Here is a 12,440-nt window from a genome sequence, read left to right on the forward strand (position 1 = left end):
TCAAAAATTATCGAGGAACAGCTCCCGCGACAGTTCGCCCAGGCTTTCTCTGGCGGCACCGTCTTCACGGATCTGATCGAACACCTGCATGTCTATGTATTTCACCGAAAGGGGTTTTTCCAGCACCATCCGGACGCCCGACCCCTCCCAGTAGCTGAGCTGGGGATCCAGATAATCCGGTTCTCCATACTTATTTTGAAGATCCCGGAACATGGTGAAGTAATCCATCTGCTCTGTGTCGATATTCAGGGTTATGGAGAACAACCGATCTTCATGAAACTGAAACACCCCCGATTCCATGAAGCCACGGCCGTCGGTTCTGATGAGAGCCTGTTCGCTTGAAGGACTGAAGCTCACATCCGGGTCGCCGCGGTAATCGAATTGGCGGTTTGCCTCAAGGCGGCGTTTCAGCTCTTCAAGTTCAGTGCCAAGCATGAGGTCGGTAAAGCCTCCGGGCAAAGGCATAACTTCCGGTTCCCCTTCTTCAGCAGGATCAATGGAGTTCTCCCGGGGAACGGCTTCGCCGTCTTCGGGAGAAGGGGCTTCCTGGGCGGCGAGACTGAGGGGGGAGAGAAATACCGGAATAGACAGGAGGATGAAAAGTTTGCATGATCGTTTCAAGGCAGAATTCATCTTGCCTCCTTATGTTCTGGAGAGGGCGATGCTCAAGGCAGTGGTGAGCTTCAGCACATCCTCATTGCCCTTGCGGACATTGCGGCTCAACACCTGGGAAATTCTTCTGAGCATTTTCAAGCCCACCGCAGGATGCTGATCACAAATATCCTCGAAATCTTCCTTGTTGATTTCCAGCAAAAGACAGTCGGTGGATGCGGTCACATTGGCGCTCCGGGTTGATTCTTCGATAAGGGCCATTTCCCCGAAAAAGGAAACCACATTGGAATCCAGCTTGATCATGGACTTCTCCACGTTTTCGAATCCCTTCCGATCGATCTTCAGGGTGAGGGATTTGGTAATATCCACAACGCCGTTCACGAAGAAATACATGGTATCTCCCATGCTTCCCTCTTCCATAATCACCATTCCCGATGGGGCTTCCACTCTCCGGGTCCGGTCTATTACGATTTTCAGCTCTTCCTCATCCAGGTCTTTCAGAATATTGATTTTCTTCAGGGTCTGGAATTCAGACCTGCTTACCTTGGTCATTCCAGACCTCCTATAACGAAGGCCGAATCATCGGGATGTATTTTGTAGCCGGGGTCGGGATTTACATTGATCTGAAGAGTGACTTCCTGTTCGTTTTCCAGGTTGATCTCCGCCTCTGTGAACTTCTTCTTGATAAATGCATCGATGCCCGAAGAGTCTTCGCTGAGAATATCCACCAGGCTCATGGATTTCTCTTCGCTGAGAACTCCGATGCAAATTCCCCTGTCCTCTTCCAGATAATTCATGGCAAACTCTTTAAAACTTTTTCCTGAATAGGATACAGGGATGGGTTCAAGGTGAAGCCGCTTGCTGGAATTGGGATCCAGCAGTTCTTTCAGAAGGCCGGGGATGCCGTGCATTACCGTACTGCTGCTGATAATATGCCTGAGAATTTCATCTCCGAATATAATCTCGTCCACCTGGGCACGCTGCAGATGGGTGGAATTTTGATCATGGATCACCTGCGCACTGAGGGGTAGTTCCGGATGTATGCTTTTCACCGCAAGAGCCGAAAGAATGGTTTTGTCATCCGCTGCGAGAAACGACTTACCTCCGGATTCATCGGGGATGATAATGCAGCTTCGGGCCGCCAGGATATTACTTCTTCGAAGAATGATTTCGCTGGCGATATCTCCCCGCACAAATTTCATATCTAGGTCGGGGAAACTCACCCGGAGCTCGTCGAATGCTTCGGGGTCATTTCGTTCACCAGAGCCACCCGCAGATCCTCCTGGGCGAACTGTGATGTCAGGGATTCTATGAGTCCCCGGGCATATCGGTTCCAGCCGAGAATAACGACATGATCCTTGTAGTTGATATCCTGCAAACCTTTACCCTCCCGTATTTTCCGTTCCACGTAGATGGATGCGATGGTACCCGACAATATGCTGGTGATCACCACTCCGGTGAGCATCATCAGCACCGCCAGCAGTCGGGCCGGAATGGATGCCGGGGCATAGTCTCCGTACCCTACGGTGGTAAGGGTTACTATTCCCCACCACAAAGCGTCGAAGGGCGAATCGTAGCTTTCCGCATCCATGAACCTCTCGGTAAAAAAAACCAGAATTCCGCCGAAAATTACCACCGCAAAGAACACCATGAGCAGGGAGAACAGACGCTCCCTTCGAAAATCGTGGAAGAGACCGCGGACAGTCTGTAAAAATGCCTTGAGATCCACTATTTTACGATTCCGTCCTGCCATCTCTTCCCCCGGTTCCTTCCGTTGTCAGGCCATTGCTTCATTCTGTTGCTCACAATACGCTACATCCAGTGTAATGGAAAACGCTTCATCTCGGAGCTTCTTTCATGCATTTCAACTTTAGAGGAATATTATCGGGTAACCATGTATACAATCACCAGGCCGACAAATGCGGCTAGAAACAGCACTCCCACAAGGGCGAACACCCAATCCGGGATAGGGCTTGATGATTTCTTTAAATATCCCGGTGTCTTTTTCTTCATCTCACTGAGCTCCACATCCTCGTAGACGGCTTCGATTTTGCCGTGTCCGCTGTAACCGCATTGAGGACAGCCCATAATAAAATGCTCCGCCGGTCCCTGATAATCACATTCAGGACACCTGACCTGGGAGAAAAACTTTCCGCAATGAGGGCAGACCTTATCCCTGGCTTTTACCTCTTTACCGCAATGTTCGCAGAAAAAATGAACCTTCGACACATTCCCTCCCCTTTACCGGGATATCAAATCGACAGCAGATATGCTGGAAAACATGAATTCCTCGTATACCTGACCGTCGGTGAATCCGGTGCTGATGTCAAAACTGCCCTGGCCGTTTCCCTGAAGACTGCGGGTAATCTGACCCGGAAGCAATTCCCGGGTTATCTGAAACTCAAGGAAAAACTCTCCCCGCTGATAACTGCCTGCAATTTCCACAGACCCGTCCTGACCCCACAATACGACATGTCCGCTGCTCCCTGCAACCGGAACCTCAATAGTGTAGATGTTGCTGTCCCGGCCGCTTCGATCGGCGTAAAAATACATGATAAAACTCATGCCGTCCACGATCTGCTGATGAGTTGTGAACATGCCGTACAGCCCAAGATCATCAGAGATGAATTTCACCCGGTCCAGGCCTGTGCCTCCCCGGGAAAGAAACAGGGAATCCTCCGGTGGAATGCCGGTGTTGGTTCCGGGACTCTCCCGGCGAATTCTCCGCGGGGTGACGGCCGCCGGGAACCGGAGAGTGTCGGGCACTTGAATCCAGTCCACCACTCTGCCGTCTATTTTCTGTGATCCGATACCCGGCAGGGCGTCATCCATGCTGCTGACGGTCACAACTCCCCCGATTCATCCCGGACAAAACTGGAATCGTCAAGCTGAAATATGCGGCCCGCTGAATCTGCGGGAATTCGCATGAGGATGAGAGGATGCCGGAGGCTGCCGCTGCGGTGAAGATATCCGGTAATCAGGCTTTCCTGGCGATAGGAGGGAACCATCCGTGATATTCCCCCTGAAGGGATTGAAATTACCTGCCCGCTGTTCTGCCGAATAAGTCCCGGCAGATCCAGGGGAGAATCCTGTAGAGACTGATACTGCCGTGAATCGGTGGGCAGGGAAATAATGTATGCGGTTCCCCGGGTGGTATTCACAATTCCCGCACTTCCCGACTGGGCGTAAAGACCGGTGGAGAGGGTCAGAGCGGCTACAATAGCCGCAGCTGTTCGAAACAGCCTCCGGGTTTCGGTCCGGGCCGTACTGTATGTCTTGGATGTTTCCCTTTTCATAAACTCCCCTGCGTTTTCCTGCATTTCTTCACTTTCCACTTCTTCTTTATTTCTTCTTTACTTCTTCTTTACGGTTTCTCTGCTTCACTTCTTTTCCACTGCCAGAATTGTCAAATCGTCATACTGGGAATCCTCTTTAATATGGCTGAAGCGCTGGTACAGACTGTTTTCATCGGTTTCCATGGGATGATTGAAGTACCGGCTGTACTGGAGAAAATACTTCTTCAGAAACTCATCGATTTTTTTGTCCACATTTATGCGGTCTTCATGGGTGAGCCCCGGTATTGGCACCAGCCGGAACACCTTTTCCACGGACATAAGGGCAAGAATCAGATTTTCTAGATTCGGCTCCATTGCGCTGAAATCGAATAGGAGATCTTCATCCCCCGCAGGATTCCTGAATTTGGTGAGACGGTACATCTGGCGGTTCATCACCGCTTCCACCACGTCATGAATCCGGGGAATGCTGAAAGCTTCTCCCAGACCGTCCTCATCCTGTCCCATAATAAAGGGCTTCATTTCCTCTTCCAGCGCTTCCAGCTCCTTCTTCCCGTCCTCACCGGCGAAATCATCGGCCTTGTACACGTTCCAGTCCTCATAGCGGAGGTATCGTCTGGCTTCCTCATACCCGTCGGTGAACAGCAGCATAATATCGCCCTTTTCCAGCCTGGCTGTCTCTTCGGGAAATTCGATGGGCATCCCCATGACCCGTTCGCTCACCGCACCTGCTGCGGGCGTCTGTTTCAGCTGGATCTGCACCACCTTTTTCTGACTCCGGCGGTAGAGATGAACAATATTATCGCCGGCGTTGCAGAAGGTGATCTCTCCGCTCTTCTCATCCAGGGTAAGCATGTTGAAGGCGGCGAATTTCCCCTTGAATTCACGGGCGTAAATGATCTCATTGATATTGGTTGCCAGCTGGGAAAGCCGGGCTCCGCTTTGAACCTTCTGCTTCAGTGCATGGGCGATCCGCCGCTCCCTGAGCTGCTTGTCCTGCCAGCTGTCGAAATGCTGGAGAAAAAGGGTTGCAACGGTAACCATGATCAGGGCTGCCTCAATATCCTTTCCGGAAACGTCGCACTTGATCATGGCATATTTCCGGTCATCAATTTTCTGATAATAATAGTAGTCGCCGGACACACCCTTTGCACCTTCATAATAGCCGAAGAACTCCACCTCATCGGTGATTTCATGTCTGGTGGTTGCCTTGGTTTTGGCATCGTGGGGGTTGGGATCCAGGGTAATGAACATCTTCTGAACGTCTTTCCCCATCATAACCGACTTGTTGGCAGCCTCCGCTTTGATCAGGCCTGCGGTCATCTGGTTGATGGTTTCAGAGAGGAAGTTCAATTCGTCGCGGGTTTTGACAACAATGGGAGAACCCTTGAGGTCCGATTTTTTCTCGGTATCCCGAATCCTTTCCACTCCCGCAACAAGCTGTTTAATGGGGTTTACGGTAATTGATGCCAGAAGAAGCGCCCCGGCAACACCTGCGGCAACGGCTATGGCTGCGAAAATTCCCACCTGTATGAGAATGGTTCGGCGGGTGCTCTGGATCCGGGTGTTGATGGATTCAGTGGATATTCCCAACCTGACGGTGCCCTGATACTGAAAGGAAAAATCGTTTTCTATCCAGTACACCGGATAAAAGAAGGTGTAATACTGGGAATCCAGATCGTAATTCTGCACACTGAATGAAGGTTCGCTCAGGATTTCAGCTTCCTGCTCCAGTTCCGAAGAGAGTCTGTCCAGAAGAATTTCTTCCTGGTTCAGAAGCTGTTGAAACTCTTCATCACTTGCCCCGGAACGGGCCTCCTGAAGGCTCCGTAAATCGCTGACAATCTGGCGAATTTCCGGATCTTCAAAAGATTCATTGAAGCCGGGAATCACCTCATCGACGATCTGTTCACTCACCGAATCCCTGATCCGAAGCCGGCCGGCTATGAGATTCTCAGCCCGGGGCTCTGTGTCTCGGCTGAAGTACCGGTCACCCTGATACTCGGCGGAAATACGGTTCAGATATTCTTCCCGCTGGGTGTCACTCATGAAAAGATATTCATCGGTTGTTGCCCAGATAAATTCCCGAGCGTCCTGATCAAGCTCCAGATCATTGGGTCTGGATGTAATGGTTACATATTCGATTTCAGACATGGCAGAGACCTGGTTCGTCAGATCCCCCAATCCCCGGATAATATTCAGGGCACTGGAATCATCCAGAACTCCCGCCGCTCCGGTGGAAAGGCTTCTGATCATCACCTCAATCCGGTCTTCCAGTCCCTGGGCCAGAGTTTCCTGCTGATTGGTGAGAATAAAGGTGCTCAGAGGAAGGGACACAACTGCCACCACTGCGATAACCAGTATTAGCATAAATATGGTGAACTTGGCCCTCAAGCCCATGCCCTGCTTTTGCATAGTAGAAACTTTTTCCTCCAAAACCCTGGATGAAGGGCTCTGACTGCCCTCAATCAGGGCCAGCACTTCCTGCTGAATTGCCCTGTTATCACGTATTATCGACCGCATCCGGAACAGACTTATGAAAATCACCAAAATCAGCAGGGGTATGATAAGTATAACAGAGATCTGCATGGCTGAAAGCCTGCGTACCTCCTCCCCGGTCATGGAAACTTCCGGAGGCGGAGTGAGCTCGTAACGTCCAAGCTTCACCGCACCGGTGGCATCCAAAGCGAGATTTCTGGAATGGAAATACCAGCCCCGGTCTTCATGGAACATTCCGATCTGATATTCGCCGCTGCTCACATCCCGAAGGGATATGCCGCTGATCCGCCTGTCCGAAAGGATCCGGTAATCACCGTCGGATAGAAGGAGCTCATGATCCCAGGGGGCCGATCCGTTCCTGTCGAACACGATTCGGGAGATTCTGCCGTTGGCGGTGTAACCCCGGCCCTGGAATTCAAGAATCTTCTCTCCCAGAATGTTTTCTTCCAGGGTAATCAGGTTCAGAAGGGTTACCGGAACATACTTATTCATCCGGATGAGTGCCACGGCGGGTTCACTGCTGTTACCCACACGGTCAACCGCCCGCACCGCCAGGGCCCACAGACCGTTATCTTCATTGAACAGCCGCAGGCTGTTTTCTTCCCGGAAGATGGACACCCTGCTGGAGAAGTTTTCCGCCACCCGCTGCCTCACTTCTTCAGGATTTTCCAGTTCCGCATCCGCATCAGCAATATATTCCAGCCTGAGCCGGTAGCCTGCCAGGTCGTCGGCCTGGCTTTCAAGCCATGGGATGCTGATGCTGTTGGACTCCAGATATCCCTGGTCATCCAGGGGCAGCGGGGGGAACTCCACCTTCGGAGGGGGCACCAGATCCAGCTCATAGGAAATTCGGCTGATATCCGATGAGTTGCCGGCGCCGTCTCTGACGCTGAGAAATAGATTCCAGGTTCCGTGACGGTTGGCGTTGAGAATAATATTTTCGGTGAGCCCGACGGATTGAAGATCACGGGGGTCGGCATCCTCATCCTGAGTCCAGAGATAGGAAACGGAACGGATACCCGCCGGATCATCGGGAAGCTGAATATCGAAGGCGAGCTCCTGAATGTTATCCGGTACAGCTGGCTGAAAATTCAGGGGCCGGGCAATGGGCGGCTCCACCGACTGGTCGGGTTCCCGGTACGCCAGGGAACCAGGACCTCCTTCCTGAAGATTTCTGCGAAGCCACAAAATATGCAGACGCCCGTTGTGCACGGCAAAGCGGGGAAACACCCCGGAAAACCCTGAGGTGAGCTCGAACGTATCCCATTCGGGCACATCCCTGCGGGCAAGATATACGCGGCTTTGGCCCAAGGGATCGTAGTAAAAGAGCACATATTCCTCACCCCGGAAAAGAATGTGCCGGGGAGCTCCCGAGGCCCGGTTCTCCGGGCTGATATACACATTCCGGCGGTTCCGCTCCACCCTTACCAGCCCGGAACGGTCAAGCCGGGAGATGCTGATCCGGGCATTCAGTCCCAGCCGGTTGCGTTCGTAGAGGAGGACCGGCAGACCGTCCTCTCCAAGGGAAAGACGGGGGTTCTGATTTGTGTAGTTCTGGTACACGATTGAACTGTTGGTACTGTCTTCGAAGTCCACGAAATCGGTGATATTCACCGGTTCGCTCCAGCTCTCGCCGTTATCCCGGCTCACCATGCTGTACAGCTGATTGTACGCTCCGAATTCCGCAGAAATGTTTCTGGCCTCATATACCAGATATTCACGGTCCCCGGTGTCCAGAAACGCCGGGTTGAAAATCTGACGCTGATTTTCCGGAGTATTCAGGGTTCGGATATCGCTCCATCCCCGGCCGGATGTTCGCAGACTGTATACAATATTGAACACTTCTGCGGCGATCACTGCATCCTGGGAGAGACGCTGGCTTCTGCGGGAAAGAAAGAGAATAAAACCGTCGTCCCTTGGACGGAGAACGGGATTTACCACCGGATTGGAAGATATGATTTCTTCTTCAAGGATCAGCGGCCGTCCCCGTCGGGCATGGTAGAGTTCCACATCGTTTTCCGATACGGTGACCGCAACCGCAATCTCCCCTTCACCCACGGCGACCGAATACACCGGAGGAATGGAATCACTCTCAAGGGGGATATTCTCCCGGAGAACCCGCTCATCCGACCATTCCATTCCGTCTTCACTGGTGATATAGGCTACGGAGAGACTGCCCTGTTCACCTCCGATCACCCGTTGAAAAAACACGTAAAGTCTGTCATCGAAGGATACAAGCTCGGGAACCCGCACATCATCCTGCAGCAGCTGCCGTGGAGGCTCCAGATATATCCGGGTATTTCCCACTTCCTGGGAGAACAGGGCGGCGGGGGATGATACAGCCAGGAGAAACAGCACAAGCAGCGGAAGCTGCGCTCTGCGGGGAGAAATACAACTCTGTGGATGCCCGTTATCTGTGCTGGTAAATCTGTTTTGTTTCCGCCGCATCTGAATCTTCAGTATATTCTCCCCGCCTAGTTTAATGGAAGCCCGAGACTGATATAAATTTCCTCCCTGAGTTCACGGAGAGGAGGATAGCGGCGGTTTTCTTCATCCTGCCACAGTTGGTCCACAATATTCCGGGCCCGGACCTGCTGATTATTCACATACCAATCGGTGGTGGCCTGCTCCAGAAGCGAACTGTCCACCGATGACAGACTCACCGTGGTGGGGCGGCCCAGCTCGTAGAGAATATCGTCGATGAGATTGCCTGCCTGGAGGTTCGCAGGATACACCTGCTGGGCATCCTCGGCCAGGGCAAGGGCATTCTCAAGCCGGTTCACCGCCTCCTGCTCACTGCCGGCAGCTGAGGCGCTGGTGTAGAACTGTCGTGCCTGGCTCAGCAGATTCTCCGATCGGTTCCGGTTGGCCACCTCCTGGGGAGATTCACGAATTCCCAGATCCACCTCCAGCTGCTGAATGGCCGATGTGATCCGGGAATTTCCCGGGGAAATCTCATCCAGGGCTTCAAGCCGGGTCAGGGAAACCTCCCGGAACTGCTGAAGACTCTGTCCCGGCTCGGTGTTTTCTTCCTGTACATCCTGAATGATCTCATCAACCTGATCGTTGAAATAGCGTTGGAAATCATCAGGATTCTGCAGCCGCTGCAGCTCCAGGCGCAGCAGTTCGGCCTGGAAGTTTGATGGTTTCAGCTGGGTTACACTCACCAGATTTGACTCTGCAGAACTGATATTTCTTCTGAGCGTCTGATCATCCCCCCGCTCCGCAGCAGCCCTGGCCCGGGAAACCGCCGACGACGCCAGGTTCAGGTATGAGCTCACCGTGGGATACAATGGATCGGTTTCGCTGAGTTCACGCTCCTGGGCAAGACTGTTGGCCGCAACGATCAGCTCTTCCAGATATTCAATTGAGGGATCGGGTTCATCGGGACTGATCACCTCATGGTACTCCCGGGCGTCCGCAAGGAAGTTGAGAGCCGGTGCATAATCCCCGTCATCGTAGCTTTCCTTGGCAGACGCAAGGGCTTCCCTCTTCCGGTCTGTGCTGATTCTCACAAGAAGATCGCCGATCTCTTCGCCCAGCTCATCGCTGAGGTTCTCCCGCTCCTGCCGGATATCCGCATCCGCCTGAATGGCCAGAGAATCATCGTAACTTTCTATCATCAGGTCGAACTGACTCTGAGCCTGCTCATACTGGCTGTTGGCTATGGCAGAACGGGTCTCCTGTTCGGCAAAGCGGGCATCCTGAAGAAGATCCGATGCCTCATCAACCTGACGGGAGGCAATGCTGATTTTCGGTTCCAACTCATCAATCTCCTGCCGGGCCTCTTCAATGACTTCGGAGGATACATTCTGCAGTTCCCTCAGTTCAGCTGCATTCCTGACAAAGTCGGGGCTGGAATCTATTTGAGCGTTCAGGTCACGGGAAATATTTACAATATTTTCAAGCTCATCCAGAGCGTCGGTATATGCCTGGAGAGCATCTTCAGGATAGTAATAGATGAGCCCGTTATCCTGTTCGATTCCTTCCAGCCGCCGGTTCGCCACATCGATCTGATCCACCGCTTCAGCAAGGCGCTGGGGGGCATCCTCCTGGCGGAACACCAGATAATCGTTGAAATAGCCGGTAACCGCAGTGCGGAGACGGGAGGCAATACGGTCTCTGTCGCTGTCATGCTGCTCCACTGCGGATACGCCCCGGGTGGATATTTCTTCAGGAATATCCTCAAACAGTCTTCCGGGCAAACTGTCCAGAGATGCAGCAAAGGGCCGGCTGAACTCGTCCAGGCTGCGAAGAGTATCCAGACCGGAATTGTATGCGGAAAGGGCCTCCTGGGCGGAAAGGGGATTCAGTCCTTCAAGATCGCGGTAATCCAATGCGAATGATGCCAGCCCCAACCTTCCTGCCAGACGACGGAGGGTGATCAGAATATCTCCGGCTGATATTTCGTCTTCCGGGGGAACATATTCCATAACCTCCGGCGTCAGCCCGGACAGAAGGGCATTGCTTCCCTCAGTGTATATTCGCCAGATCTGGAAGCCCAGGACACTCAACTCCTGCACGGGAACCAGACTTTGGGAAACCTGCGCATATTCCTCTGCTGCATAGAGTGCGTCGCTCTGGTCTGCGTATTCCTGAATCCGGGGAATAATCAGATCGAAAACACGGGTCTTCTGTTCTCTGATGTACCGTTCTGCTGCGCCCCGTATTCCCTCGTTATCGTACTGCTGCGGCCCGTGGATAAACTGCTGGAGATACAGAAGGTATTCCGAATCATCACCCGGGTTCGCCTGAGATACATTCGAGGGGAAAATCTCTCTCAATTCACGGGAGCGCTGAGCCGACTGCACAAGCCGTTCTCTCAATGCTGCCTGGATTGAAAGGTTTTCGTACAGAGCTGCTACCGCTTCTTCGCCGCTGTAGGCCCCGGCGAGTTGAGCCGTGGCCCGGGCTGAACCGGGAACATCAATATCCGGCTGGTTTTCATCAGGCTCCTGACCGTTCTCCGGGGTCGCCGGAGCACCGTTTTCCCCTCCGATTGCAGTTGTATTTTCTTCCGAGGCCGCCTCCCCGCTTTGGTTCCCGCCGAGAAATACCTGAAAATTTCCGGATTCCGATGCCCGAAGCGCGTCCGAGGAATCCGGGGGGAATATCCGGGCGAACTCGCCGCTGAAACCGCCGATACTCCCTCCGGTTTCATCAGCCTGGCTGATGTAGGAACGGCTGGTTTCGGTTACGCTTGAGAGGAGATTATCAACCTGATTCAAATACAGATCGCCGGGGCCGGTTGCAAGGAATTCCTCCCGCTGAAGATCGAAACTCCGGGTATAAAACCCCTTTTCATCGATATCATCAATGGTGAGATACCGGTCTATTGCGGCAAGATATTCCCCCTGAAGGATCAGATCGTGGGCCTGTTCGATGATCCGGTCCCGATACCCGCGGTCAACCGCCAGCTTTACCCGGGCCTTGTTATCGGCAATCTGGCGGGCGGTTCCCGGATCAGGATCGGGGAACAGGGATTCCATCCGGCTGATAATTTCAAGAGCTTCTTCTTCGTCAAAAGGATCATCGGGATCGTTGGGATCCTTCCGCAGTTCCGCCAGAAGGCTGTTGAGAAGGGTATTGTATTCACTGCGTACATTCCGAATTACCCCGATCTTCTGCTCTGCTTCATCGAAGCGCTGGGGGTGAAAGGCCATAACCTGAGTGAGCATTTCGATGGAGGCGTTGTACTCCTTGGCCTGAAACAGGGCATCTGCCAACAGCATTCGTACATCGGCAATTTCTGAATCGGAGCGGTCCGGCTGGGTGATAAAATCTTCCAGAAGCCCCCGGAGAATGCGGGATGCCTCCCGGGCATTTTCAACCCGGCCTTCTTCTTCAAGATTCCGCTCCCGCAGCAGTGAGCGGGCCTGACCGTAGCGTTCTTCGGACACACCTCCGGCGTACAGGAATCCCGGGACTCTAACGGCGAACAGAGTGAGAAGAATGAGAAATATCAGCTTCCTAGAGCCTGCACACAGATTCAAAACCTCCAATTGGATGAAACCGGCATCTTACTTTGTAAATCGG

General features: G+C 52.9%; 9 protein-coding genes. All 9 read right to left on the reverse strand.

What is annotated here, in order from left to right; genetic code table 11:
• The 9 genes from L21SP2_RS09075 to L21SP2_RS09115 all read right to left on the reverse strand — a co-directional run bounded on the left by L21SP2_RS09075 (nucleotide 1) and on the right by L21SP2_RS09115 (nucleotide 12,304).
• Nucleotides 1-633: a hypothetical protein gene (locus tag L21SP2_RS09075; RefSeq protein WP_024268209.1), complete on the reverse strand. Its 633-nt coding sequence runs from the start codon at nucleotides 631-633 to the stop codon at nucleotides 1-3.
• Nucleotides 634-642: 9 nt separating this feature from the next.
• Nucleotides 643-1,164, reverse strand: coding sequence for a cyclic nucleotide-binding domain-containing protein (locus L21SP2_RS09080; RefSeq protein WP_024268210.1), 522 nt, complete (start codon nucleotides 1,162-1,164; stop codon nucleotides 643-645).
• Nucleotides 1,161-1,814, reverse strand: coding sequence for a TrkA-related ion transporter (locus tag L21SP2_RS09085; protein WP_041401418.1), 654 nt, complete (start codon nucleotides 1,812-1,814; stop codon nucleotides 1,161-1,163). The genes L21SP2_RS09080 and L21SP2_RS09085 overlap by 4 nt, the downstream gene beginning before the upstream one ends.
• A 17-nt stretch (nucleotides 1,815-1,831) precedes the next feature.
• On the reverse strand, nucleotides 1,832-2,365 hold the full coding sequence (locus tag L21SP2_RS09090) for a potassium channel family protein (RefSeq protein ID WP_041401420.1): 534 nt from the start codon (nucleotides 2,363-2,365) through the stop codon (nucleotides 1,832-1,834).
• A 128-nt stretch (nucleotides 2,366-2,493) separates the two neighbouring features.
• A complete protein-coding gene (locus tag L21SP2_RS18405; RefSeq protein WP_024268211.1) occupies nucleotides 2,494-2,841 on the reverse strand; it encodes a zinc ribbon domain-containing protein in 348 nt (115 codons plus the stop codon).
• A 12-nt stretch (nucleotides 2,842-2,853) separates the two neighbouring features.
• Nucleotides 2,854-3,459 carry a hypothetical protein gene (locus tag L21SP2_RS09100; protein WP_024268212.1) on the reverse strand — a complete coding sequence of 202 codons (606 nt, stop codon included), beginning with the start codon at nucleotides 3,457-3,459 and terminating at the stop codon, nucleotides 2,854-2,856.
• Nucleotides 3,456-3,908 (reverse strand): hypothetical protein, encoded by a 453-nt coding sequence (locus L21SP2_RS09105; RefSeq protein WP_144082977.1) that lies wholly within the window; start codon nucleotides 3,906-3,908, stop codon nucleotides 3,456-3,458. The genes L21SP2_RS09100 and L21SP2_RS09105 overlap by 4 nt, the downstream gene beginning before the upstream one ends.
• A gap of 84 nt (nucleotides 3,909-3,992) precedes the next feature.
• The gene (locus L21SP2_RS09110; protein ID WP_024268214.1) at nucleotides 3,993-8,852 is read right to left on the reverse strand and encodes a SpoIIE family protein phosphatase; all 4,860 of its coding nucleotides are present in this window, start codon (nucleotides 8,850-8,852) and stop codon (nucleotides 3,993-3,995) included.
• A 26-nt stretch (nucleotides 8,853-8,878) separates the two neighbouring features.
• The gene (locus tag L21SP2_RS09115; protein WP_041401425.1) at nucleotides 8,879-12,304 is read right to left on the reverse strand and encodes a hypothetical protein; all 3,426 of its coding nucleotides are present in this window, start codon (nucleotides 12,302-12,304) and stop codon (nucleotides 8,879-8,881) included.
• Nucleotides 12,305-12,440: the final 136 nt, after the last annotated feature.

The organism is Salinispira pacifica (assembly GCF_000507245.1).
Lineage (GTDB): Bacteria > Spirochaetota > Spirochaetia > DSM-27196 > Salinispiraceae > Salinispira > Salinispira pacifica.